This window comes from Actinomyces naeslundii, assembly GCF_001956585.1.
GTDB classification, from domain to species: Bacteria; Actinomycetota; Actinomycetes; order Actinomycetales; family Actinomycetaceae; genus Actinomyces; species Actinomyces naeslundii.
Genome location: NZ_MSRR01000031.1, coordinates 18,361 through 42,231, shown reverse-complemented (window position 1 = coordinate 42,231; position 23,871 = coordinate 18,361). Strand labels below are relative to the sequence as shown.

The window sequence follows — 23,871 nt, the reverse complement described above, 5'->3', positions numbered from 1 at the left end:
GCGATTACAGCAGTGAGGTGTAGAGCGCCTTGATGTCCTCACGGGTCGCGGGGCGAGGGTTGCCCGGCGTGCACACGTCGGCGAAGGCGTCATCGGTCAGGGCCTCGACGCCGTCGGCCTCCACCCCGACCTCGGAGATCCGGGTGGGGTTGCCCAGGTCCCGCGTCAGCTGGGCCACGGCCTCCACGGCCGCGGCGCGCGCCTCCTCCAGCGGCATCGTCCGGGCTCCCTCGACCCCGAAGGCCTCGGCGATATCGCGGTACTTCTCCCCGGTGTGCTCGGCGTTGAAGGCCATGACCGGTGCCAGGAGGATCCCGTTGGCCACCCCGTGCGGGGCGTTGTAGCGTCCGCCCAGCGGGTGGGCCATGCCGTGGACCAGGCCGAGCCCGACGTTGGAGTAGGCCATGCCGTTGATGTAGGCGGCCAGGCCCATCTGCTCGACGGCGTCGGCGTCCCCGTCGGCAGCGGCCCGCAGGTTCGCAGCGATCATCTGGATGGAGCGCAGGCACAGGGCGTCGGAGAGCTCCCACGCGCCCGGCGTGATGTAGCCCTCGATGGCGTGGGTGAGGGCGTCCAGCCCGGTGGCGACCTTGAGCGAGCGGGGCATGCCGTCCATGAGGTCGGGGTCCACGATGGCCAGGACCGGGATGTCGTGGGGGTCGACGCACACGAACTTGCGCCGCTTGGCGGTGTCGGTGATGACGTAGTTGATGGTGGTCTCGCTGGCCGTGCCCGCGGTGGTGGGCACGCCGATGATCGGCACGCCCGGACGGGTGGTGGGGGACAGGCCCTCCAGGCTCAGCACGTCCTCGAAGTCGGGGTTGGTGGCGATGACCGAGATCGCCTTGCACGTGTCCTGGGGCGAGCCCCCGCCCAGGCCGATGAGCACGTCGGCGCCCGAGGTGCGGAAGGCGGCCAGGCCGGCCTGGACCTTCTCGATCGGCGGGTTGGGGGCGACGTCGGAGAAGACCTCCCAGCTGATGCCGGCCTCGTCGAGCAGGTCGGTGATACGGGCAGCGGTGCCGTTGTCGGCCAGGACCGGGTCGGTGACGATGAAGGCCTTGGTCAGGCCCCGGCGGGCGATCTCGGGGGCGATATGGGCGATCGCGCCCCTGCCGAAGTAGCCGGTCTGGTTGAAGATCATGCGGTGGGTCATCGTTGACACTCCTGAGAAGAGAGGGGGACAGGACTGCTCCGTCCTGCCGTTGGCCACCACTTTGTCATGATCAAGCGAGCCCGGTCCAGACAGTCCAAGGTTCCGCGCGTCCCATCTCACGTGGCATCCGGTGGTGCTGATCGGCATCATGAGGCCGCGCACGATAGAATCTGCGCGGCTGCGCCCTCGGGTACTCGCCACGGCTCTTCGATGCTCTCCCAGCGTGTGAGCCGGCCAGGAGTACGGAGGAGCCGTAGTCCGCCTCCGGGAAGAGACCCGGGGAGCGGCCGGCCCCGTCGGTTTTCGGTGGTGGCCTCCGGAACCGCGCTCGCGCCGTCGGATCATGGAGATCTGCGTGTGGCAGGACTTGGCTCCGTGGGCCTCGATCGAAGGCCACGGACCGGCACGACGATCGCGAGAAAGAGACTTCATGTTCATTGACGACCCCGAGGTCACCGCCGCCGAGGCAGTGATCGACAACGGCTCCTTCGGCAAGCGCGTGGTGCGCTTCGAGACGGGCCGCCTGGCCAAGCAGGCAGCAGGAAGCGCCATGGCCTACCTCGACGGCGAGACCGCCGTCCTGTCCGCCACCACCGTGGGCAAGCACCCCAAGGACCAGTTCGACTTCTTCCCCCTGACCGTGGACGTCGAGGAGCGCCAGTACGCGGCCGGCCGCATCCCCGGCTCCTTCTTCCGCCGAGAGGGCCGCGCCGGAACCGCAGCCATCCTGGCCTGCCGCCTCATCGACCGCCCGCTGCGCCCCTCCTTCGTCAAGGGCCTGCGCAACGAGGTCCAGGTCGTTGAGACCGTCCTGGCCATCCACCCTGACGACGACTACGACGTCTTGGCCATCAACGCCGCCTCAATGTCCACCCAGATCGCCGGCCTGCCCTTCTCCGGGCCCGTGGCCGGCACCCGCCTGGCCCTCATCGACGGGCACTGGGTGGCCTTCCCCCGCTACTCCGAGCAGCAGCGCGCCACCTTCCAGATGGTTGTGGCCGGCCGCGTCCTGGAGTCCGGCGACGTCGCCATCATGATGGTCGAGGCCGGTGCCACCGAGCACGCCTGGGAGCTCATCAACGCCGGGGCCGTGGCCCCCACCGAGGCCGTCGTCGCCGAGGGCCTGGAGGCCGCCAAGCCTCACATCAAGGCCCTGTGCGAGGCCCAGCTCGAGGTCGCCCAGCACGCCTCGAAGCCCACCGCCGAGTTCCCCCTCTACCTGGACTACTCCGACGAGCAGTACGACGCCGTCGAGAAGGCCGCCGAGGCCCACGGCCTGGCCGGCGCCATCGCCACCGAGGGCAAGCAGGCCCGTGACCTGGCCACCGATGCCGTGCGCGACGAGGTCCTGGCCGAGCTCGCCGAGGCCTTCCCCACCGAGGAGGACACCAAGGCCCTCAAGGCCGCCTTCCGCTCCGTGACCAAGAAGATCGTGCGCCACCGCACCCTCACCGAGGGCGTGCGCATGGACGGTCGCGGCCTGAAGGACATCCGCACCCTGGCCGCCGAGGTCGAGGTCCTGCCCCGCGTGCACGGCTCTGCCATCTTCGAGCGCGGCGAGACCCAGATCCTGGGCGTGACCACTCTCAACATGCTGCGCATGGAGCAGCAGGTGGACGACCTCTCCCCGGTCACCCACAAGCGCTACATGCACAACTACAACTTCCCGCCCTTCTCCACCGGCGAGACCGGCCGCGTGGGCGCCCCCAAGCGCCGCGAGATCGGCCACGGCAACCTGGCCGAGCGGGCCCTCGTGCCCGTCCTGCCCACCCGCGAGGACTTCCCCTACGCGATCCGCCAGGTCTCCGAGGCCCTGGGCTCCAACGGCTCGACCTCCATGGGCTCGGTGTGCGCCTCCACCCTGTCCCTGCTCAACGCCGGTGTGCCACTGCGCGCCCCCGTGGCCGGTATCGCCATGGGTCTCATGCACGAGGTCATCGACGGCGAGACCAAGTGGGCCACCCTCACCGACATCCTCGGCTCCGAGGACGCCTTCGGGGACATGGACTTCAAGGTCGCCGGAACCCGTGACTTCATCACGGCGCTCCAGCTGGACACCAAGCTCGACGGTCTGCCCTCCGAGGTCCTGGCCGGCGCGCTCGGCCAGGCCCGTGACGCCCGCCTGTTCATCCTCGACGTCCTGGCCCAGGCCATCGACGCCCCCGACGAGATGGCCCCCACGGCCCCGCGCGTTCTGGCCGTGCGCATCCCGGTGGACAAGATCGGTGAGGTCATCGGCCCCAAGGGCAAGATGATCAACCAGATCCAGGAGGACACCGGCGCGGACCTTACGGTCGAGGACGACGGCACCGTCTATATCGGTGCCTCCGACGGCCCCTCGGCCGAGGCGGCCCGCGACGCCGTCAACGCCATCGCCAACCCGCAGATGCCCGAGATCGGCGAGCGCTTCGTGGGCACCGTGGTCAAGACCACGACCTTCGGCGCCTTCGTCTCGCTGACCCCCGGCAAGGACGGCCTGCTCCACATCTCCCAGATCCGCCGGCTCGTCGGCGGCAAGCGCGTGGAGAACGTCGAGGACGTCCTGGGCGTGGGCGACAAGGTCCAGGTCGAGCTGGCCGAGATCGACCAGCGCGGCAAGCTGAGCCTGCACGCGGTCCTCACCGACGAGCAGCTCGCCGCTGAGGCCGAGGGTGAGGCGGCTCGCAAGGCATCTCGCGAGAACGGTTCGCGCCGTGAGAGCCGTGAGGGCAAGGACGGCGAGGGCGAGCAGCCGCGCCGTGAGCGCCGCCCGCGCCGTCGTCGCATGCGCAGCGCCGAGTCCTCCGAGGAGGAGTGAGACCCGTTCAGCGGCGCTAGCCGACTGACGCGTATTCACGGTGTCCCCGTTCGGTCCGATGGACCGAACGGGGACACCGTCGTCTTCGGGGAGTGCGTTCGCTGCGCGCGGCAGAGTGCGCTGGGTGGCGGGAACGACAGCGGGCCCACCTGCCCGTTAGTCTTCGCGGGTGACCAACCCAGACATGCTAGCCGGCTCAGCGGGGCCGGCGGCCTCCGCGCCCTCGACAGCCCTCCCTTCGACCCTTATGACCGGGGAGTCCTCGAGCCCGACCGACTACTCCGAGGTGGAGCTGCGGCGGGGCCGTCCCGGCCGCGACGGCACCGAGCTCACCCTGCACGACGACGGTGCGCTCACCCGCCGCTCCGTCCTGCCCGGTGGGGTGCGGGTCATCACCGAGTCCGTGCCGGGCCTGCGCTCGGCCTCGATCGGCATGTGGTTCGGCGTCGGGAGCCGCGACGAGGAGCCCGGCCAGGAGGGCTCCACCCACTTCCTGGAGCACCTGCTCTTCAAGGGCACCGCCACACGCGACGCCCACGACATTGCCGAGGCCTTCGACATGATCGGCGGGGAGTCCAACGCCGCCACGTCCAAGGAGCACACCTCCTACTACGCCCGCGTGCTCGCCCCCGACGGCATGGCGGCCCTCGACGTGCTCGCCGACATGGTGACCTCCTCTCTCCTGGAGCCGACCGACGTCGAGACCGAGCGCGGCGTCATCGTCTCCGAGCTGGCCGATGCCGCCGATGACCCTGCCGACGTCGCCCAGGAGGCCTTCGCCCGGGCCGCCTTCGGTGAGGACACGCCGCTGGGCCGACCCATCGGCGGCACCAACGAGACCGTCACCGCGGTTCCGCGCGACGCCGTGTGGGAGCACTACAAGCGCACCTACGCCTCCGACACCCTCGTGGTGGCGGCCGCCGGCGCCGTCGACCACGACGAGGTCTGCGAACGGGTCCTGGCCGATCTGGCCGCGGCCGGCTGGGACGCCTCGCCCGACGCCGCCCCGCGCGAGCGCCGCTTCGAGATCGAGCCCTTCGCGGCCCTGGACGTTCACGACATCACCGTCCCGCGTGAGAGCGAGCAGACCCACCTGTACCTGACGTGCCAGGGCATCGCCGTGCGTGACGAGCGGCGCTGGGCCATGAGCGTACTCACCACCATCCTGGGCGGTGGCATGTCCTCGCGCCTGTTCCAGGAAGTGCGTGAGAAGCGCGGCCTGGCCTACACCACCTATGCCTTCGACACCTCCTACGCCGGTGCCGGAGCCTTCGGGCTCTACGCGGGCTGCGCTCCCGGCGACGTCGATGAGGTGTGCGCCGTCATGATCGGCGAGTTCGAGAAGCTCGCCGAGCACGGCGTCACCGAACGGGAGATGATGCGCGCCCGCGGCCAGCTGCGCGGGGCCATGGTCCTCGGGGGAGAGGACTCCCTGGCGCGCATGGGGCGCCTGGGGCGGGCCGAGGTCGTCACCGGGCGCCTGCGCTCCATGGAGGAGAACCTGCGCCGCCTGGAGGCTGTCACCCCCGAGGAGGTCCGGGAGATGGCTGCCTGGCTGGTGGAGCAGAAACGCGCCCGCATCCTCGTGGGCCCGGTCGACTGACGCCTGCCGACTACAAACGGGGCCCATGGACCCGTTCATCGAGTACCGCCGGAGCCAGAAGAGGGGCTGAGTGTCCAAATCGGTGACAAAGGCGCGGATCGCTTTCATCCAGCCGATGCGCAACCGCATGATTCCAAGGTTCTCCAGCCTGCGCTCTAAGAGGTGGAGGCCCTTTGTCTCCGATTTGGACACCAAAAGGCTGATTCCAGTCGTCGGCCCCAGGTGCTGGCGGGGTTACGTGGGCCCGTCGCTCAGCGACGGAAGCCGAAGGCGGCACCGATGAGCTGATCGAAGGCACGGTCCGGCAGGACCCGACGTGCGGCAATGAGCGGCTTTGCCATGAAGCCCACGGCGTAGCGGGTCCGGGGGTGGCGGGCGGTGACGATCTTGCCGACGGTACGGGCGATGACCTCCGGCGGGGAGTAGCGCCGATTGTTCGACTCGCTGCGCATGGCACCGGCCACGGCCCGGATCTGATTGGCGTAGGCGCTGCCCTCGGCCGTGGCCTCGAGGTGGTCGGCGGCGATTGATGCCCACTCGGTGCGGATGCCGCCGGGCTCGACCACGACGACGTCGATCCCGAAGGGGCGCAGCTCCATGCGCAGGGCGTCGCTCAGGGCCTCGACGGCGTACTTCGTGGCGTGGTACCAGCCGCCCAGCGGCGTGGTCAGCTTCCCGCCCATGGAGGAGATGTTGATGATGGTGCCCGAGCCCTGGGTGCGCATGTGCGGGGTGACGAGCTGGGTGAGGCGACCCAGGCCGAAGACGTTGACCTCGAACTGGCGACGGGCCTCATCGATCGGGACGTCCTCGATGGCCCCGTAGGAGCCGTAGCCGGCGTTGTTGACCAGGACGTCGATGCGGTCGGTCTCCTCCAGGATGCGGTTCACACCGGCGGTCATGGAGGCGTCGTCGGTCACGTCCATGGCCAGTGGGCGGATGCCGTCGGCGGTCAGGGCCTGGAGGCGGTCGGTACGGCGGGCCGCACCGTAGACGATGTAGCCCAGGGCCTGGAGCTTGCGGGCGGTGTCCTCACCGATGCCGGAGGAGGCGCCGGTGACGAGGGCGGTGCGGGTCGCACCGTGGTCTGCGGCGTTCTCCGAAGAGCTCTCGGTGGAGGTCGCGGGGGCCTGGGCCGGCGTGGTGGTGGTCATCGTCTGAGGTGTCCTCTCGTTAACATGAATCGTCGTTCAGGTAATATCGTGAATGTAGATTCATGTTTGTGCAAGTGAGATGCTCGGCACGCTATTGAGCAAGCCTGAGGAAAGGGAGAAGGATGGCTCGGGTTACCCATGACGCGGTTGAGCGGACCGGGACGGTGACGGAGGCGAGCGGCATCACCTCAGAGCGCTCGTCAAGGCGTGCCGATGCGGTGCGCAACCGGACCTCCATCCTGGAGGCCGCCAGACGGCTGGTCGCTGAGCAGGGCACTGAGGTCGCCATGGGGGAGATCGCTCGGGCGGCCGGCGTCGCCGTGGGCACGCTCTACCGCCACTTCCCCAACAAGACGGACCTGCTTGCGGCGGTCGTCAACGAGTATGTCGAGGCCCTGGCCGATGACGCTCAGGACGCCTGGGCGCGCGTCGAGGCCGGCCGTTCCGACGCCGCCCAGGAGCTCCTGGGTTTCCTGGAGCGGGCCCTGGAGATGATCTCCCGGAGCCATGCCGCCAAGACCGTTGCTCGGGCGCTGGGGGCGGAGGTGGAGTACGCCGAGCCGGAGACTCGCGCCACTGAGGCGCTGGGACGCCTCATCGAGGAGGGACGGGCCAGCGGGCGGCTGCGCTCCGACCTCGCTGTCTCCGACCTCTACGTCCTCATGGTCTTCTACCCCGGCGACGGCTCTCTCGAGGTCCGTCGGCGCTGGCTGGAGCTCATCCGCCCCGGTCTGCTGGGGCACGGTGGGAAAGACGGCCCCCGTGGTGGACCGGAGAGTCGCTAGGGTGGAGCCATGACGATTCGCGTAGCTGTTGTGGGCGCCGCCGGGCGCATGGGATCGACCGTCTGCCAGGCGGTCCAGGACGCTGAGGGCCTCGAGCTCGTGGCCCGCCTGGACGTGGGGGACACCCTTGACGCCGAGCACCTGGCGGGCGCCGACGTCGCCGTCGACTTCACCGTCCCCAGCGTCACCGAGTCCAATGTCCATGCCCTCCTCGACGCCGGGGTGGATGTCGTCGTCGGTACCACTGGCTGGAACAAGGAGTCCTACGGGCGCGTCCGCGAGCACCTGGCCCGGCCCGAGGCCGCCGGTCGCAGCGTCCTCATCGCCCCGAACTTCGCCCTGTCCGCCGTGCTGGCCATGAGCTTCGCCGCGAAGGCCGCCCCCTACTTCGAGTCCGCCGAGGTCATCGAGCTCCACCACCCGAACAAGGTCGACGCGCCCTCGGGCACCGCGGTCGCCACCGCCCAGGGCATCGCCGCCGCCCGCGCCGAGGCCGGCCTGGGCGCCATGCCGGATGCCACGCAGACCGACCCCGACGGCGCCCGCGGGGCCGTCGTCGACGGCGTCCACGTCCACGCCGTGCGCCTGCGGGGGCTGACCGCCCACGAGGAGGTCGTGCTCGGCAACCCCGGCGAGCAGCTGACCATCCGCACCGACTCCTTCGACCGGGCCTCCTTCATGCCCGGCGTGGTCCTCGCCGTCCGGCAGGTCTCCAGCCACCCCGGCCTGACCATCGGCCTGGACGCCCTGCTCGACCTCTGAGTCGAGGGAGTAGGCGGGAGCCGGCCGGGAGCTGGTCAGGGGCTACAGCGAGGCCGCCCAGCAGTCCTCGGTGATGCCCTCGCCGACGCCGAGTACCCGGTGGGCCCCGGTGGGGGCCATGCCGACCGAGGCCAGGAGCCGGCTCACCGACTCGTCCCCGCCTACGGCCCAGGCCACCAGTGCCTTGGCACCATCCCGACGGGCCAGGTCGACGGCCGCGGCCAGGAGTCTGGATCCGTGTCCCCGGCGCTGGCTGTCGGGTTCCACCCCGAGGGCCGTGACCTCCACGGCCTGCACGCCGGTCTCGTCAACGTGTCCCTCGGCGTCCATGGACCGGGTGGGGGCCAGACCCAGCAGGCCCACTACCGTCCGGTTAGCAGCGTCTGCCTCGGCGGTGGTGGCCACCAGGACGTGGTGCTCGGGCGAGGGCGGCTCGGCCACGGCCGCCTCCCAGCCCGCCGCGATGACGGGGGCCGCGATCATCGCCCGCACGCCCTCGGGCAGCGGTGCGTGGTGCTCTGCGGTGTGCCCGGCCTCCAGGGAGGCGAGCATGGTCGCTGACTGGACCTGCCCGATCGCCGCCAGATCCCCCAACCGAGCCGGGCGCACGAACCCCCCTGATACCTGGGGGCCGTCATGGTCATGCGGGTCGTGAGCGCCGTGGGAGTGCTGGTGCGGGGCGCGTGCATCCAGTTCTGGGCTGAGCCCGGCCAGCGGGTCGGCGTTCAGGAAGGAGCCGTCCCGGCTGCCGGAGGGGGATGAGGGCGATGAGGTCATGGACCGAGCCTAAGTGACGGGCCTGCCGGGTCCCTGGGTGCAGCTGGGGATGTAGGTACCTATGCAACAGATCATGAGAACGGATCCTCTGCGGGCCGGGTGCACGTTAGGGTTGGCACCATGAGCGCAGCCCCTTCCCGCAGCTTCGGTTCCGTCGGCGTCGCCATGGTCACCCCCTTCACGCCCAGTGGGGAGGTCGACTTCGACGCCGCCCGCGCCCTGGCGGTCAGCCTGGTCGACGACGGCGCCGACCTGATCCTCCTGTCGGGCACCACCGGTGAGTCCCCGACCACCCACACTCCCGAGAAGCAGGAGCTGATCCACCAGGTCAAGGACGCCCTGGCCGGACGCGCCATGGTCATGGCCGGCGCCGGCTCCAACGACACGGCCCACGCGGTGCGCATCGGTGTGGCCTCCCAGGAGGCCGGTGCCGAGGGCCTGCTCATCAACGCTCCCTACTACAACCGCCCCAGCCAGGAGGGGGTCTACCGGCACATCAACGCCGTCGTCGAGGCCACCGACCTGCCCGTCATGGTCTATGACATCCCCGGGCGCACCGGCGTGAAGATCACCGAGGACACCCTGGCGCGCCTGGCGGAGAACCCCCGCGTCAAGGCCGTCAAGGACGCCACCGGCGACGTCGAGCAGGGCTTCAGGCGCATGGAGTCCACCGGCCTGGAGTACTACTCCGGCGACGACGGCCTCAACTTCGCCTGGCTCACCCACGGCGCCTCCGGTGTCATCTCCGTGGCCGCCCACGCCGACGCCCACTCCTGGCGCCAGATGATCGCTGCCGTCGACGCCGGCGACCTGGCCAGCGCCCGCACCCTCGCCCGGAGTCTGCGTCCCCTCGTGCACGCCATCATGGGCGGCGGGCAGGGGGCCGTCATGGCCAAGGAGGCCCTGCACCTCCAGGGACGCCTGCCCAGCCCCGCCCTGCGCCTGCCCCTCGTGCGCGCCGAGGAGGCCGAGGTGGCCGCCCTGCGCGAGGTCCTGGCCGCCTCCGGGCTGCTCTAAGAACCGGTAGGGCACTCCCGCCATGCGCATGTGGTCGCTGCACCCGCGCCATCTGGACCGCGCGGGCCTGGTGGCCTGCTGGCGCGAGTCGCTGCTGGCCCAGGCGGTCCTGGCCGGACGCACCCGCGGCTACCGCAACCACCCCCAGCTCGAACGCTTCCGCGCCGCCCCCGATCCGGTCACCCCGGCGGTAGCGGTGGGCGCCTACCTGTGGGGGCTGCGCGAGGAGGCCGTCCGGCGCGGCTACCGCTTCGACGCCACCCGCATCGACCTGCCCGAGGCGGAGTGCACCGGCGTCGGCCTGACGGTCACCGAGGGCCAGATGGACTTGGAGCGCATGCACCTTGAGGCCAAGCTGGCCGGGCGCGCCCCCGAGCTCCTGCCCCTGCCCGAGCGGCTTGAGGCGCACCCGATCTTCCGGGTCGTCCCCGGCGACGTCGAGCCCTGGGAACGGGCGCTGGCTCCGTAGCTTCAGAGGAGCCGCAGGGTTACTCGTCTCCGGCAAGCACCCGCTCGCGCACGACGCGGCGCAGGATCTTGCCGATCTGGGAGCGCGGCATCTCCTCGATGACCTCCAGGCGGTGCGGCAGCGAGTAACGCGGGACCGTCCGCTCGGCGTGCTCCCGCACCGCCTCAAGAGTCAGGGAGTCCGGCGCGGTTCCCTCGGCGAGAACCACGGCGGCGCACACGAGCTCGCCTCTGGCGCCGTCGGGAAGCCCCACCACGGCGACGTCGGCCACGCCCTCGAGGGAGCGGATCGCGGTCTCGACCTGACTGGGGTAGACGTTGAAGCCACCGGTGAGGATCAGCTCGCGCTTGCGGTCGGCCATCCACAGGAAGGAGTCCTCCCTGCGCACGATGTCGCCCGTGCGCAGCCACCCGCCCGGCAGGATCGCGGCCTGCGTGGCCGCCTCATCCTCCCAGTAGCCGGCGAAGACCTGCGGGCCACGCACCAGCAGCTCGCCCGGCTCGCCGTCGGGCACCTCCCGATTGGGATCCGGGTCCTCGGGGTCCACGACGCGCACGTCCGTGGACGGGAAGGGCAGTCCCAGCGCCCCCAGGCGGCGCGAGGGCCCCATGGGTGTGCCCGCGACGATCGGACTCGTCTCGGTCATGCCGTAGCCTTCGACGAAGAAGCCGCCGGTCGCCTTCTCCCACCGGGCCCCGACCTCCGGCGGCATCGGGGCCGCCCCGCACACCCCGTAGCGCAGGGTGCCAAGGCTCGTGCCCCGCTTCTGGGCGCCGTCGAGGATCCGCTCGAACATGACCGGCACGCCGACGAAGAAGGTGAAGGGACGCCGCTCGTGCGCGGCGAGCACCTGATCCACCGAGAACTTGGGCAGCATCACCTGGGTGGCGGCCTTCTGCACCGCGCAGAAGAGGTTGAAGGTCAGTCCGAAGGCGTGGAAGAAGGGCAGCAGGCACAGGAAGTTCTCCCCGCCCTCGTGCAGCATCGGCACCCAGGCGATGGCCTGGTTGGCGTTGGCCCGCAGGTTGGTGTGCGTGAGCATCGCCGCCTTGGGCGTGCCGGTCGTCCCACCGGTGTGCAGCAGGACCGCGACGTCGGAGCCGGCCGGGTAGGGGAAGCGTGAGGGGATCCGGTGAGCACCGGTCACCTCCTTGTCCCAGGAGCGCACACCGGCGGGAAGCTGCTCGGCCTTCAAGGCGGCCCGCTGCTGGCGGGCCCGCTCCACCGGGAGGCGCAGCGCGGCGCGCAGGCGCACCGGCATCGCCGCTGAGAGGTCCACGCTGAAGACCGTGCGGCCCTTGAGCGGGTCGCCGCCGGCCCGTGGATCGGCGGCGGGATCCGTGATGAGATCGATGCCTTTCTCCCACGCGATGACAACCTGCGCCCCGTGCGCATCCAGCTGGGAGCGGATCTCCTCGGCGGGCGCCAACGGGTTGTGCTCGGCCACGACCGCGCCGATGCGCAGCGCCCCGTAGAGCGCGACGGCGTGCTGCGGACAGTTCGGCATGATGAGAGCCACCCGGTCGCCCTTGTGCACCCCCGAGGTCCGCAGCACCTGCGCCGCCCGCTCCGAGGCCTCCAGCAGCTCGTGGTAGGTCAACGTGGCGCCCAGGAAGTCAATGGCGACCCGGTCGGGGTAGAAGCGCGCCGCCGTCTCCAGCAGATCGCTCAGAGGCGCGTCGGGAACCTCGATCGCTGCGGGGATCCCGGGCAGGTAGTGAGGGCGCAGGTAGTGGTGGTAGTCCTCGGTGGCCTGCTGCGGTGAGGCTCCGGCGTCGATGGTGCTGCTGCTCATGTCTGTGGGGTCGGATAGGGCTGTCGCTGGGGGAGATGGGCGGGCGGTGGTGACCGGGGCGGGGCTCAGTGAGGCGTCTTGTCATCCTCGCTGTCGTGCTGAGCGTCGTCCTTGCGCTCGCCCCTGCCAGGGAAGTGCTCGACGATCGAGACGGCCGCCGCCGTCGCGGCCCCGGAGGCCGCCTCCCGGGCGGCCAGGAGCTCGTCTCGCACGACGCGTCGCAGCACCTTGCCGATCTGGGAGCGGGGCATCTCGGTGAGGATCGCGATCTGACGCGGCAGCGCGTAGTTGGACAGGTTCTTGGCCGCCCACTCGCGCACCTGCTCCAGGGTGACCGTCTGGCCCTCCTTGGGCAGGATCGCGGCGACGACGGACTCGTTACCGGCCTCGGCCGGCAGCCCGACGACGGCGACGTCCTCCACCTGCGGCATTGAGCGGACCGCGGCCTCCACCTCCGTGGGGTAGATGTTGAAGCCCCCGGAGATGATGAGCTCCTTGCGGCGGTCGGCGATGACGTAGAAGCCGTCCTCCTCCTGACGCACCAGGTCTCCCGTGCGCAACCAGCCCCCGTCCAGCATCGCCTCGGCGCTCTCCTCGGGGTTGTCCCAGTAGCCGGTGAAGACCTGCGGGCCTCGGGCCACCAGCTCGCCGATCTCACCGGGAGCCACCTCGCGCTCGACGTCCTCGGGGTCCACCAGCCGCACCTGCGTGGAGGGGTAGGGCACCCCCAGGGTGCCGGGCCGGCGCGCCGGCGAGATCGGGTTGCCCAGGATGATGGGGGAGGACTCGGTCATGCCGTAGCCCTCGATGATGGTGCCGCCGGTGGCCTCCTCCCAGGCCTGGGCCACGGCCAACGGGTTGGGGGCGGCCCCGCACACGGCGATCTTGCAGGAGGACAGGTTCGCGCCCGTCGCTCGTGCCCGGGTCGCCAGACGGTCGAACATGACCGGGACCCCGGGGAAGAAGGTGGCCGGGCGCCGCTTCCAGGCGGCCAGCACCAGGTCCGCCCCGAACTTGGGCAGCACCACCTGGGTGGCGGCCAGCCCCACCGCGCACAGCAGCGACAGGGACATGCCGAAGGCGTGGAAGAAGGGCAGGACGGCGTAGAAGGTCTCCTTGCCCGGGCTCGTGGTGCGCGAGGCCCAGGCCAGCGACATCTCGGCGTTGGAGCGCAGGTTCTCGTGGCTGAGGCAGACCGCCTTGGGCGTGCCCGTCGTCCCGCCGGTGTACAGCAGCGCGGCCGTCTCAGAGACGCCTGGCAGGGGGAATCCCGTCGCCAGGGGAGCGGCCGAGGCGGCCAGGTCGTCCCAGGAGCGCACCCCGGCCGGCACCTTGCCGCGCAGCTCGCGGCGCTGGGTGCGGGCGGCGGCAACCGGCAGCCTCAGGGCCAGGCGGCTGCGCAGCGGCAGGTGACGGGACAGGTCCACCGAGTACACGCTCAGGCCCCCCAGGCCTGCCGCCTCCAGGGAGCCCACTGCCGCCTCGAGGCGCTCGAGGGTCTTCTCCCAGGCGATGATGACGCGCCCGCGGTGGATGTGGAACTGCTCGCGCAGCTGGGCGGCGGGAGCCAGCGGGTTGTGCTCGGCCACGATCGCCCCGATGCGCCAGGCCGCATAGGCCAGCACCACGTGCTGGGGGCAGTTGGGGAGAATGAGCCCGACGACGTCCCCGCGCCCGACCCCCAGGCCCCGCAGGGCCTCGGCGGCCCGCGCCACCTGGGTCTCCAGCTGGGAGTAGGTGGTGGTGGCGCCCAGGAAGTCCAGGGCGACCCGTTCCGGGAAGTCCCGGGCGGCGTCGCGCAGCATGCAGGACAGGGGCTCGCTCACCGCGGGGATCGCGGAAGGAACCCCGGCCTCCCGGTAGACGGCGTCGAGGACCTCGTCCCGGGAGGCGCCTGAACCGGTCGCGGCTACGCTGTCGTCGGTCTGCGTGGGCGCCGACGCGCGTGAAGCACTCATGGGTCTTCCCCCTTGTCTGCCGTGAGCCTCCCCTGTCGGGAAGGTCCCGCCCGCCGCGGGTGTCACACGGCGCGACGGCGAGAGGTCAGGAGCAACCGTAACCTACGGTGGCGTAACCTGCCTGGGCGGTGCTGCCGATGATTGTGTGCGATGGCGCTCACCGGGCGCCGGGGCGCGCCTCGAGCCCTCCGGGCAGGGGCAGGCGGCTGACCACCCGCAGACGGCGTGTGGGTCGGGTCATCGCCACGTACAGGTCGCCTGCGCTGCGCTCACCGATGTCGGCCGGGTCCACCAGCACGACGACGTCGAACTCCAGTCCCTTGGACAGCACCGGGCTGACCACCAGCAGCCGTGAGCGCAGCACGTCCCCGCCCGGTGCCTCCATCGCGGCGGCCAGGCCCGGGTCCTCGCGCAGCAGCGACTCGGTGCGGCGAGGCGAGGGCGAGATGACCGCGATGCGTCCGACGCCGGTGCCCACCTCCTGATCAAGACGAGCCGCCTCCTGTGTCACCGCCTCGCGCAGAGCCCGCCCCCAGGCGCCGGAGCCCTCGTCGGTCGAGTCCTCCGGGGCCTGCACCGGCGCGGCAGGAACACTCCCCGCCTCAGTGACCTCAGTGATCTCGAGACACTCGGGCAGGTCGCGCACCGAGCGCACCGGGTAGACCGGGGGATGGCCCAGCTGCGTCACCGTCTCCTCGGCCACCTCCATGATCGTGGCCGGAGTGCGGTAGCAGACGCTGAGCGCCTCCTCGCGCAGCGGGGTCGACCCGCCGCGCGAGCGTCCCGACTGCTTGCTCCGCCGCGAGCGCGAACGGGCCCGGTGACGGGACTGGGACCGGGACTGGCCGGCAGCGTCCTCGGCGGAAGCCGTCCCCAGGGCGGAGAGCACCTCGCCCCAGCTGTCAGGAGCGTGGGGGCCCGAGTACTGGGCCAGGTCGCCCACCACCGTGAAGGAGCGCACCGGGCAGCGGCGCGCCAGTGCCCGCCAGGCCATGGCGCCGAGCTCCTGGGCCTCATCGACGACGACGTGCCCGTAGGTCCACGTCCGATCCGCCCGGGCCCGCTCGGCCAGGGTGAGAGTGGGGCCGCCCTGGGAGACCCGGTCGGCGAGCATCTCGGCACTGACCATGCCGTCACCCAGGTCCTGGGCCTCGATCGCCTGGGCCGCGTAGGCCACCAGGTCCTCACGGCGTCGGGCCTCCAGCCGGGAGCGCCGGGCCTGGGCGTCCTCGCTGGGACCCAGCAGCTCGGCCAGCTCGTCAATGAGTGGGATGTCCGCGGAGGTGAGGGGGCTTCCCGGTTCCCGGCGCAGCAGCCGCCGCTCCTGATCGCTCAGGGAAGGTGCTACCTGCTCCAGGAGCGCGGGCCGGCTCCACAGCCGCTCCAGCAGCCCCTGGGGCGTCGTCGGCATCCAGCACAGGTTGATCTCCCGGCGGGCGTCGCGGGCGGTACGGATGTCCTCGCGGATCCAGGCCCGCGTGTCGGCGTCCGAGGCGTCCTGGTTCGTGGCCGCAGCGTACTGGTCGGTCAGGCGCTCCAGGAGCCAGATCACGAAGGCCTCCCGGGCCAGGTTGTGGGGCTTGCCGCCCCGGCGGGCCCGTGAGGCCGCCTCTCGCACATCGCTGGGTTCCAGTGTCAGACGCACCCCCTGGATCTCGATCACGCGCGGAGCCTCGGGGACCCGCTGCAGACCGCGCACCGCGCGCTCGAGGGCCTTGACCCACAAGGAGCGCCCCTTGACCTCGGCGACGCGGGCGTCCTCCTGCGCCGTCGCCCGAATCCCGGGAACCAGGTCGCCGATCGTCGTGGAGACCACGCCCGTCTCACCCAGGGAGGGCAGGACCTGCTCCACGTAGCGCAGGAAGGTGCGTGACGGTCCCACCAGCAGCACGCCCGAGCGCTCCAGGCGCTCGCGCTCGGAGTAGAACAGGTAGGCCACCCGGTGCAGAGCCACCGCCGTCTTACCCGTCCCCGGGCCGCCCTGGACCACGAGCACGCCCCGGCCTGAGGAGGTGACGATCCGGTCCTGCTCGGCCTGGATCGTGGCCACGATGTCGCCCATCCGGCCGTCACGGGCCGTGGACATCGCGGCGATGAGGGCCCCCTCGCCCTGCAGCTCGCCGGCGGCCACGGTGGCGGCGGAGGCCCCCTCCGGGGCTCCCTCGGATCCCAGGGCGGAAAGGTCCAGGACCTCGTCCTCCACCCCGAGCACCTGGCGGGCCCGGGTATCGATGTGCCGACGGCGCACCAGCCCCATGGGATGGGAGGCCGTGGCCTGGTAGAAGGCCCGGGCCAGGGGGGCGCGCCAGTCCAGGATCACCTCACGGTGCTGAGCGTCCTGCAGGCCGATACGGCCCACGTAGTGGCGCCTTCCCCCGTCCGTGACCGGGGAGGAGCTGCCCACGCCCCGGCCCGATCCGGGGGAGGGTGCAGAGTCGTTTCCGGATCCGGATGCTCCAGCGGCGTCGTCGGGCGCGCGGCACATGTCCATCCGTCCGAAGACCAACCGGTCCTCGACTCCCTCCAGGGAGGAGACCAGCGACGAGTAGTGCACGGCGTAGGCGTCCCGCTCCCCGCGCGACTGGTGGGTTCCGCTGACACCCTGGGCCTCGGTTCGTGCCAGGGAGCGGCGGGCCTGGGCCAGCTGACGGTCCAGCTCGCTGTAGGCGAGGTCGACGACCTCCTGCTCACCATGTATCTCGCGCTCGCGGACTCTGCCCGCATCGTCTCCCGCGTCGTCCTGTGCCCGCTCACGTGTTTCCCGCTGAGACTGCGGCGAGTGGGAGGGGATCGTCTGACTCACAAGGCCTCGCATCGGTTCTGGTTCTGGCCGGCTGGCACGTGCCGGCACTGACTGGCGCTGATTGACACTGACGGGTACTGGGGTCGGTGATGGCTTCAGTACGGTCGACCCATTATTCTCCTGCTGAAGCCTCGGTGGGGACGCCGAGGGCGAACACGTCGCCCGGGCCCGGCGCGGGCGGGAACATCGACAAGCCAGAAGGTGTTGGCAGGAGTGCCGAGGACGCTATCCGCTGTTCCCGGGCACTTACCCGGACGAATCCTGGTAAAACGCCGAATCTCGTCCCCGAGTCGGCGTCACTCGACCGAGGCGGGATCACGCCGAGTACCGAGCTGAGACCATTGCACGATACATACATGACCCTCCCCGACGTCGTCGGCCCCACCCGCCCCCGCAGCAGGGCGGCGATGGTGCGAACCGGCTCGCGCCAGGGGAGGACGGACCAGACCAGACAGGAGGAGACGGGTTCGTGAGACCACTGTTCACCATCCAGCACCCCGCGGATCAGCCGATCTCCCCGAGGGTCCTCATCCACTACTTCGAGGGCGCCATGGACGCCGGGAACGCCGGCGCCCTGGCCGTCGACCAGCTGCTGATGACGTTGCCCAGCGAGCGTCTGGCCACCTTCGACATCGACGCTCTCGTGGACTACCGCGCCCGACGCCCCGCGATGACCTTCGTCCACAACACCTACTCCTCAGTCGCCATGCCTGAGCTGGTCCTGGACCTCCTCCACGACGACAACGGCGAGGACCTCCTGCTGCTCCACGGCAGCGAGCCGGACTATCGGTGGGACGAGTTCGTCGGAGCCGTGGCCCACCTGGCAGTCTCCATGGGAGTGAGCCAGGCCGTCGGCATGAGTGGCATCCCCATGGCCGTGCCCCACACTCGCCCGACCTACGTGCACCACCACGGCAGTCAGCCCGACCTGCTGCCCCATCAGCCCGAGCTCTTCGGCCACGTCGAGCTTCCCGGCTCGATGTCGGCCTACCTCGAGCTGCGGCTAGGTGAGCTGGGCCTGGACTCCCGAGGGGTGTCCGCGGCGATCCCGCACTACGTGGCCCGCGACGAGTTCCCGCAGGGGGCCTCGGCGCTGCTGACCGCCGTCGTGCACGCCACCGGCCTGGCCCTGCCGGTGGGGGACCTGGAGGCCGCCGCCAACATCAACCGCGCCGAGATCAACGCCGAGGCCGCCCAGCAGCCGGAGGTCAGCGCCGTCGTCTCCGCCCTGGAGGCTCAGTACGACGCCATGGCACCCCGGATCGCCACCGGTGAGGCGGACACCGCTGCACCCGTCATCAACCTGCCCAGCGCCGATGAGATCGGCGCCCGCCTGGAGGCCTTCCTGGAGGCCAATGACTCCGGGGACCTGGGAACTCAGGGCTGGAACCCCGGCCGCAGGGGCTGACGACCCCGGGCGGGGCCTGTCGGCCTGCCGTCTCTAACGGGGCAGGACGCCCTCGGGGCGCGGTACCGCGGCGTCGTCGGGGGACCAGGTGCGCACCGGCAGCGGTAGGCGACGCACCGCGCGCTCGACCTCCTCGAGCTCTCCGGCTGTGAAGGGATCGGGGCGGGCCACCAGCACCAGGTTCCCCCGACGGCGGCCGCGCATCGCAGCCGGATCGGCGACGATCACCAGGCCTGAGGCCTTCCCCTCCAGGGCTTCTCGCAGCGCCTGGATCTCGGCTCCGGCCTGGGACCGGGGCACGGAGGAGGTGTTGACCAGCAGCAGCCCGCCGGGCGCGAGCGCCTCCAGGCACGAGGCCATGAACGCCCCACTCCTGCAGGAGGCCGGCACGCTGCCACCGTTGAACACGTCCCGCACGATGACGTCCCACTGTCCGGGCCGCAGCCCTTCGACCACCTCGGCGGCGTCGCCGACCCGGATGCGCAGCCTGGGGGAGCGGGGCAGGTCGAACCAGGTGCGGACCCGGGCCGCCAGAACCTCGTCGATCTCGACGGCGACCTGCTGGGAGCCGGGACGGGTGACGTCCCACGCCCTGGCCAGGGCGCAGCCCGCCCCACCCAGGTGGAGAGCCCTGACGGGGCCGCCCTCGCCGCGCAGCGCCGTCAGCGCCGCGTCCATCTGCTGGTGGTACTCGAAGTCCAGGTGCGCCGGATCGCGCAGGTCCAGGAAGGAGGACTCCGCGCCGTCCAGCATGAGGAGGATCCCGGTGTCTCGCGCCACGAGCTCGGCGGTGGCGAAGGAGGTTCGCACCGGGCCTGAGGGCAGGTCGGCGAGCGCCGGGGCGCCGGAGGCCCTGCGTCTACGTGTCACAGCCCCACGGTAGCCTGTCAGGGGCGCAGAGGGACTCAACCGGTCTTGAGTCGGATGCTGTCGACTACTGCCGGCTACTGCCGACCATGACTGCGGCGACGCCACCGTGCGCCCGCAGCACGCCAGGGGCTCACTCGGTGAGCCCGTCGTACTCGTTGAGGAGGTGGAGATGAGCAGGGCGCCTCGCTCCCAGGCCGTGCGCCGGTCCTGGGGGAACGACGACTCCGCCACCCCCATCGTCCACGTCGACATGGACGCGTTCTTCGCCTCGGTCGAGCTGCTCGAGCACCCCGAGCTGGCCGGCCGTCCGGTCATCGTTGGTGGCCGTGATGGTCGGGGCGTCGTCTCAGCGGCCTCCTATGAGGCCCGCGCCTTCGGCGTCTCCTCGGCGATGTCCATGGCCGAGGCCTCCCGACGCTGCCCCCAGGCCGTGGTCCTGCCCGTGCGCCACGGCCTCTACTCCCAGGTCTCCGCGCAGGTCATGTCCGTCCTGGCGGAGGTCACCCCGGTTCTGGAGAAGGTGAGCATCGACGAGGCCTTCCTGGACGTTGCCGGGGCCCGGCGCCGCATGGGCTCGCCAGTGACCATCGGCAGGTGGATCCGTGCCGAGATCCGTCGTCGTGTGGGCGTTCCGGCCTCGGTGGGCATCGCCTCCACCAAGTTCGTCGCCAAGCTCGCCTCGTCCCACGCCAAGCCCGATGGGCTGCTTCTTGTGCCGGCCGGCGCCACGCAGGACTTCCTCAACCTGCTGCCGGTCGGGGCCCTGTGGGGCGTGGGCGCGCGGACTCAGGAGGTCCTGGCCAGGTGGGGGATCGAGGACGTGCGTACGTTGGCGGACACTGACGTGCGCCACCTGGAGAAGATCCTCGGCCGGGCCGCCGGGCGTCACCTGCACGAGCTGTCCCACGGCGTCGACCCCCGCCGGGTGGAGCCGGTACGCGAGGAGAAGTCGGTGGGCACTGAGACGACCTTCTTCGATACAGTCACCGATCGCGAGCACGCCCGGGTGGTCCTGCTGGACCAGACCCACCAGTGCGCCGCCCGACTGCGTGCGAGCGACCTGCGGTGCCGCGTCGTGGTCCTCAAGGCTCGAGGTGCTGACTTCACCACCGTCACCCGCTCACGCACACTGTCGGTTCCCACCGACCTCGCCCATGACATCTGGGAGACCGTCTCCTCGCTCTACTCCGCCCTGCCCACACCGGCAGGCGGCTTCCGTCTGCTGGGGGTGCGGGTCGAGGGCCTGCTGCGCCCCGACGACGGCGTCCAGCTCCTTCTGGGGGAGGACCCCCGGCGCGGTGCCTCGGAGCGGGCGGCCGATGCCGTGCGGCGCAGGTGGGGCAGCAGCGCGCTGGCCCCGGCCAGCCTCCTAGGAGGCGGGACCGGGGCCGCCCGAGCACCGCGGGGCGAGGTGAGGCAGCCAGGACGCGAAGATGAGGAGGGCAGATAGAGCGGCGAGCCGGACCGGCCCCGGTTGATTCCGGCCTCGGCTGAGCCATCTGGGCCCATCCCGGTCAATCTTGACCAACCTGCTCCGGTGAGTTTCTCCTGAGCCCCCACAGCGCCTATCCTGGCAACTACGGCGCAGATCCCCGGCCCCGTCCGGAAGCAAGGAGCATGATGGCACTGTCAGAGCGAGAGCAGCAGGTCCTGCGGGACCTGGAGTCGCAGCTCCACCAGGACGACCCTGACCTGGCTCAGACGCTCCAACGCGAGGAGCGTCGGCTATCCCGGCCCTCTCCCCGTCACATCGGCGGGGGCGTTACCCTGGTCCTCATCGGTCTGGCCCTTCTCATCGCCGGGGTCTCGGTGCGCCACAACCTCGTCTCCATTTTGCTGGGAGTGGCGGGCTTTCTCGTCGCCGTCGGCGGAGTGGCCCTGGCCCTGACCCGGGTCGAGAGCGCCTCGGGGTCGCGCCAGTTCACCCCCCGTGGCGGCAAACCGTCTCGCGGCAAGAGTGGTGGGGGAAGGCGCTCCTCCTTCATGGACCGCCAGTCCGAGCGCTGGGACCGTCGCCGCAACTCAGAGGACTGACCGCCTTCACCCGGCTCCATCTGACACCATCGCCGTCTTCGAGGGTGTCGCCCCAGGCTGGATCCCCACTTCCCTCCACCGCCCCCACTTCCCTCCACCTCCACCTCCCACCACAGGCCCCGGTTTCACAGGTCCTGTCCCGATGCTCACCTGCTCGGGACAGGACCTGACGTCGTCCAATCCCCTCCAGATCCCGCCAGGACTCGCAGAATCTCAGGGAGTTCCAAGAGAATCCAGGAAGCTTCCAGGGGGCCTCCACGTCGTGCGCCCCATCGCCTGAAACCTGCGTGCAGACCGAGTGAAGTCTGCTTTTGTCCTGGATGCCCACCACGCCGAGAGAGTCGTGGTGAATGCCTCCCTCCACCTTCCTCCACCATCTTCGTCTCTTCCAGAGATGACTGTCGTGCCAACGAAAGGTGGTGGTGGGGTGGACCTGGGGTCGCGCTGAAGATGCGCAGTTGTGATGCGCTCGCGGGATAGGGGTGGGAGAAAAGGGAGGGAAGTGGAGTAGGGTGGGGCTCACTGGGTCGTCGAGGGGAAGGAGGTGGCTCATGTTCCTGGGGACGCATGCACCCAAGCTGGACGAGAAGGGTCGCCTCATCCTCCCGGCGAAGTTCCGTGAGGAACTTGCGGGCGGAGTGGTTCTGACCAGAGGTCAGGAGCACTGCCTGTACGCCTTCACTGCTGTCGAGTTCGAGCGCATGTACGCCCAGCTGCGTGAGGCGCCCCTCGCTCAGAAGCAGGCGCGTGACTATGTGCGCGTCATGCTCTCGGGCGCGGACTCGCAGATCCCGGACAAGCAGGGGCGCATCACGCTGCCGGCACCGCTGAGGGCCTATGCGGGCCTGAAGAAGGACCTGGCCGTGATCGGAGCCGGGGCGCGGGTGGAGATCTGGGACGCCGAGTCCTGGAGCACCTACCTGGCGGCTCAGGAACAGGTCTTCGCCGACACGGCCGAGGAGATCATCCCCGGCTTCTTCTGAGCCGAACCGTATGCCGGCACCGCCGAGCGACCGACAACTGAACACCACGCTGAAGCTGTGGACCGCACGCAGATGCCATCAGGGCTCTGACGAACCATCTCGTGAGGTCTCCGCCCGATGTTGCGTCCGACGTCTCTTCCCCGGCGCCGGAACCACGGGAGGAGTCCTGGTGGGATGGCCGTCCCCGGTCCTCGAGCCGACGTCGGCAGCGCGTTTGACCACCCCTCTGCGGAGCCGCGGCGGTGACCTGCTGAAAGATCCTCAGCCCCAGCAACCAGCCCAGCTCCCGGCCGTGCGTCGGGTCGTCACCAGGAAGGAGAACGCCGTATGACCAGCCCTCAAGCTCAGGCAACCGCCACCGACGCCGCCGGCCGGCACGAGCCGGTGCTCCTGCAACGGTGTCTGGACCTGCTCGCACCCGCGGTCGAGGGCGTAGACGGGCGATCCTCTGAGGGGGCCGCTGCCGGAGCGGTCATGATCGACTGCACCCTGGGGATGGGTGGGCACAGTGAGGCGGCGCTCGAACGCTTCCCGGCTCTGAGCGTCGTGGGTATTGACCGTGACCCCGAGGCGATCGCGCTGGCCTCAGCGCGCCTGGAGCGATTCGGAGACCGCTTCATCGCGGTTCAGACCACCTACGACGCCGTGAGCCGAGTCTCCCAGGAGCACTCCGTCAATGGCGCGGGAACGGTGGACGCGATCCTCATGGACCTGGGCGTCTCCTCCCTCCAGCTCGACGAGGTCTCACGAGGCTTCTCCTATGCCCGCCCAGCGCCCCTCGACATGCGCATGGATCAGGGCTCGGGCCCTACCGCCCAGGAGCTGCTGGAGACCGCCGAAGCCGCCGAACTCGCCCACATCCTGCGCACCTACGGCGAAGAGCGATTCGCCTCCCGCATCGCCGCCGCCGTCGTGCGCCGACGTGAGGCCGGCCAGCCGGTCACCACGACCCAGGACCTGGCCGAGCTCGTCCGTCAGGCCGTGCCGGCGCCGGCTCGTCGCAGCGGCGGGCACCCGGCCAAACGGACCTTCCAGGCACTGCGCATCGCGGTCAACGCCGAGCTCGACGTCCTGGAGCGGGCCGTGCCCCGGGCGCTCAACAGTCTGCGGGTCGGGGGACGACTGGTGGTGGAGTCCTACCAGTCCCTGGAGGACCGCATCGTCAAACGCGCTCTGAACCACGGAGCCACCTCCCGGGCGCCGCAGGACCTGCCGGTCGTGCCCGAGACGGACCGCCCCTACCTCGAGCTGCTCACCAACGGCGCCGAGAAGGCCGACGCCCGCGAGCTCGACCACAACCCCCGCTCAGCACCGGTACGGCTGCGCGCGGCCGTGCGTCTGCGTCCCGCCGACCAGGCCCCTGCGCCGGAAGAGCATCCCTCCTCGGGCGGCCCGGGCCGCTCCGGCCGCCGAGCCGGGCGTCGTGCCCACCGGGACCGAGCCAGATAGCGGCCACCTCGGCCCTCACGCGGCGACCGTCCGTCACCGCAAGTCTCAACC

Annotated in this window: 18 protein-coding genes; 11 read left to right on the top strand and 7 right to left on the bottom strand. The window is 70.8% G+C overall.

Annotated elements, in window-relative coordinates; translation table 11 throughout:
• Positions 1-4: 4 nt before the first annotated feature.
• A complete protein-coding gene (fucO, locus tag BKH33_RS12095) occupies positions 5-1,156 on the bottom strand; it encodes a lactaldehyde reductase (RefSeq protein ID WP_003786010.1) in 1,152 nt (383 codons plus the stop codon).
• A 430-nt stretch (positions 1,157-1,586) separates the two neighbouring features.
• On the opposite strand from fucO, the gene BKH33_RS12090 reads away from it, so the two are divergent.
• Entirely contained in the window at positions 1,587-3,953 is a 2,367-nt protein-coding gene (locus tag BKH33_RS12090) for a polyribonucleotide nucleotidyltransferase (RefSeq protein ID WP_043540056.1), read from the top strand.
• Positions 3,954-4,137: 184 nt separating this feature from the next.
• Positions 4,138-5,556, top strand: a complete 1,419-nt coding sequence (locus tag BKH33_RS12085) for a M16 family metallopeptidase (RefSeq protein ID WP_171972233.1) — start codon at positions 4,138-4,140, stop codon at positions 5,554-5,556.
• 251 nt (positions 5,557-5,807) lie between these two features.
• Here BKH33_RS12085 and BKH33_RS12080 read toward each other — a convergent pair whose 3' ends face one another.
• A complete protein-coding gene (locus BKH33_RS12080) occupies positions 5,808-6,710 on the bottom strand; it encodes an oxidoreductase (RefSeq protein ID WP_003786020.1) in 903 nt (300 codons plus the stop codon).
• Positions 6,711-6,832: 122 nt separating this feature from the next.
• Here BKH33_RS12080 and BKH33_RS12075 point away from each other — a divergent pair, with 122 nt between their 5' ends.
• Both BKH33_RS12075 and dapB read left to right on the top strand, forming a co-directional pair.
• Complete coding sequence (locus tag BKH33_RS12075; RefSeq protein ID WP_003786008.1) at positions 6,833-7,495, top strand: TetR/AcrR family transcriptional regulator; 663 nt, start codon at positions 6,833-6,835, stop codon at positions 7,493-7,495.
• A gap of 9 nt (positions 7,496-7,504) precedes the next feature.
• Complete coding sequence (gene dapB / locus BKH33_RS12070) at positions 7,505-8,257, top strand: 4-hydroxy-tetrahydrodipicolinate reductase (RefSeq protein ID WP_076142773.1); 753 nt, start codon at positions 7,505-7,507, stop codon at positions 8,255-8,257.
• A 42-nt stretch (positions 8,258-8,299) separates the two neighbouring features.
• Here dapB and BKH33_RS12065 read toward each other — a convergent pair whose 3' ends face one another.
• Complete coding sequence (locus BKH33_RS12065; protein WP_076142772.1) at positions 8,300-9,034, bottom strand: GNAT family N-acetyltransferase; 735 nt, start codon at positions 9,032-9,034, stop codon at positions 8,300-8,302.
• A gap of 120 nt (positions 9,035-9,154) precedes the next feature.
• On the opposite strand from BKH33_RS12065, the gene dapA reads away from it, so the two are divergent.
• The gene (gene dapA, locus BKH33_RS12060; protein WP_003780169.1) at positions 9,155-10,051 is read left to right on the top strand and encodes a 4-hydroxy-tetrahydrodipicolinate synthase; all 897 of its coding nucleotides are present in this window, start codon (positions 9,155-9,157) and stop codon (positions 10,049-10,051) included.
• 22 nt (positions 10,052-10,073) lie between these two features.
• On the top strand, positions 10,074-10,520 hold the full coding sequence (locus BKH33_RS12055) for a pyrimidine dimer DNA glycosylase/endonuclease V (RefSeq protein WP_003780173.1): 447 nt from the start codon (positions 10,074-10,076) through the stop codon (positions 10,518-10,520).
• Between the two features lie 19 nt (positions 10,521-10,539).
• Here BKH33_RS12055 and BKH33_RS12050 read toward each other — a convergent pair whose 3' ends face one another.
• From BKH33_RS12050 to BKH33_RS12040, 3 genes are all read right to left on the bottom strand, one after another.
• Complete coding sequence (locus tag BKH33_RS12050) at positions 10,540-12,315, bottom strand: AMP-binding protein (RefSeq protein WP_003780171.1); 1,776 nt, start codon at positions 12,313-12,315, stop codon at positions 10,540-10,542.
• A gap of 65 nt (positions 12,316-12,380) precedes the next feature.
• Positions 12,381-14,273, bottom strand: coding sequence for an AMP-binding protein (locus BKH33_RS12045; protein ID WP_003780174.1), 1,893 nt, complete (start codon positions 14,271-14,273; stop codon positions 12,381-12,383).
• A gap of 157 nt (positions 14,274-14,430) precedes the next feature.
• Entirely contained in the window at positions 14,431-17,088 is a 2,658-nt protein-coding gene (locus BKH33_RS12040) for a HelD family protein (protein WP_076072255.1), read from the bottom strand.
• 457 nt (positions 17,089-17,545) lie between these two features.
• Between BKH33_RS12040 and BKH33_RS12035 the strand changes: the two genes are divergently transcribed.
• Positions 17,546-18,484: a PAC2 family protein gene (locus tag BKH33_RS12035; protein WP_003780775.1), complete on the top strand. Its 939-nt coding sequence runs from the start codon at positions 17,546-17,548 to the stop codon at positions 18,482-18,484.
• A 33-nt stretch (positions 18,485-18,517) separates the two neighbouring features.
• Here the strand turns inward: BKH33_RS12035 and BKH33_RS12030 are convergent, their stop codons facing one another.
• A complete protein-coding gene (locus BKH33_RS12030) occupies positions 18,518-19,354 on the bottom strand; it encodes a spermidine synthase (protein WP_003780777.1) in 837 nt (278 codons plus the stop codon).
• A 169-nt stretch (positions 19,355-19,523) separates the two neighbouring features.
• Between BKH33_RS12030 and dinB the strand changes: the two genes are divergently transcribed.
• From dinB to rsmH, 4 genes are all read left to right on the top strand, one after another.
• The gene (gene dinB / locus BKH33_RS12025) at positions 19,524-20,804 is read left to right on the top strand and encodes a DNA polymerase IV (RefSeq protein ID WP_076072251.1); all 1,281 of its coding nucleotides are present in this window, start codon (positions 19,524-19,526) and stop codon (positions 20,802-20,804) included.
• Between the two features lie 170 nt (positions 20,805-20,974).
• Positions 20,975-21,388 (top strand): DUF3040 domain-containing protein, encoded by a 414-nt coding sequence (locus BKH33_RS12020; protein WP_003779874.1) that lies wholly within the window; start codon positions 20,975-20,977, stop codon positions 21,386-21,388.
• A 551-nt stretch (positions 21,389-21,939) separates the two neighbouring features.
• A complete protein-coding gene (mraZ, locus tag BKH33_RS12015; protein ID WP_003779863.1) occupies positions 21,940-22,371 on the top strand; it encodes a division/cell wall cluster transcriptional repressor MraZ in 432 nt (143 codons plus the stop codon).
• Positions 22,372-22,698: 327 nt separating this feature from the next.
• Complete coding sequence (gene rsmH, locus BKH33_RS12010) at positions 22,699-23,820, top strand: 16S rRNA (cytosine(1402)-N(4))-methyltransferase RsmH (protein ID WP_003779882.1); 1,122 nt, start codon at positions 22,699-22,701, stop codon at positions 23,818-23,820.
• Positions 23,821-23,871: the final 51 nt, after the last annotated feature.

Bases quoted from the DNA above. Each gene is read 5' to 3' on its own strand.
- BKH33_RS12075 (WP_003786008.1), top strand. From the start codon at position 6,833: ATGGCTCGGGTTACCCATGACGCGGTTGAGCGGACCGGGACGGTGACG.
- BKH33_RS12065 (WP_076142772.1), bottom strand. From the start codon at position 9,034: ATGACCTCATCGCCCTCATCCCCCTCCGGCAGCCGGGACGGCTCCTTC.
- BKH33_RS12045 (WP_003780174.1), bottom strand. From the start codon at position 14,273: ATGAGTGCTTCACGCGCGTCGGCGCCCACGCAGACCGACGACAGCGTA.
- BKH33_RS12020 (WP_003779874.1), top strand. From the start codon at position 20,975: ATGGCACTGTCAGAGCGAGAGCAGCAGGTCCTGCGGGACCTGGAGTCG.
- BKH33_RS12040 (WP_076072255.1), bottom strand. From the start codon at position 17,088: ATGCGAGGCCTTGTGAGTCAGACGATCCCCTCCCACTCGCCGCAGTCT.
- BKH33_RS12055 (WP_003780173.1), top strand. From the start codon at position 10,074: ATGCGCATGTGGTCGCTGCACCCGCGCCATCTGGACCGCGCGGGCCTG.
- fucO (WP_003786010.1), bottom strand. From the start codon at position 1,156: ATGACCCACCGCATGATCTTCAACCAGACCGGCTACTTCGGCAGGGGC.
- rsmH (WP_003779882.1), top strand. From the start codon at position 22,699: ATGACCAGCCCTCAAGCTCAGGCAACCGCCACCGACGCCGCCGGCCGG.
- mraZ (WP_003779863.1), top strand. From the start codon at position 21,940: ATGTTCCTGGGGACGCATGCACCCAAGCTGGACGAGAAGGGTCGCCTC.
- dapA (WP_003780169.1), top strand. From the start codon at position 9,155: ATGAGCGCAGCCCCTTCCCGCAGCTTCGGTTCCGTCGGCGTCGCCATG.
- BKH33_RS12090 (WP_043540056.1), top strand. From the start codon at position 1,587: ATGTTCATTGACGACCCCGAGGTCACCGCCGCCGAGGCAGTGATCGAC.
- dinB (WP_076072251.1), top strand. From the start codon at position 19,524: ATGAGCAGGGCGCCTCGCTCCCAGGCCGTGCGCCGGTCCTGGGGGAAC.
- BKH33_RS12050 (WP_003780171.1), bottom strand. From the start codon at position 12,315: ATGAGCAGCAGCACCATCGACGCCGGAGCCTCACCGCAGCAGGCCACC.
- BKH33_RS12080 (WP_003786020.1), bottom strand. From the start codon at position 6,710: ATGACCACCACCACGCCGGCCCAGGCCCCCGCGACCTCCACCGAGAGC.
- BKH33_RS12085 (WP_171972233.1), top strand. From the start codon at position 4,138: ATGCTAGCCGGCTCAGCGGGGCCGGCGGCCTCCGCGCCCTCGACAGCC.
- dapB (WP_076142773.1), top strand. From the start codon at position 7,505: ATGACGATTCGCGTAGCTGTTGTGGGCGCCGCCGGGCGCATGGGATCG.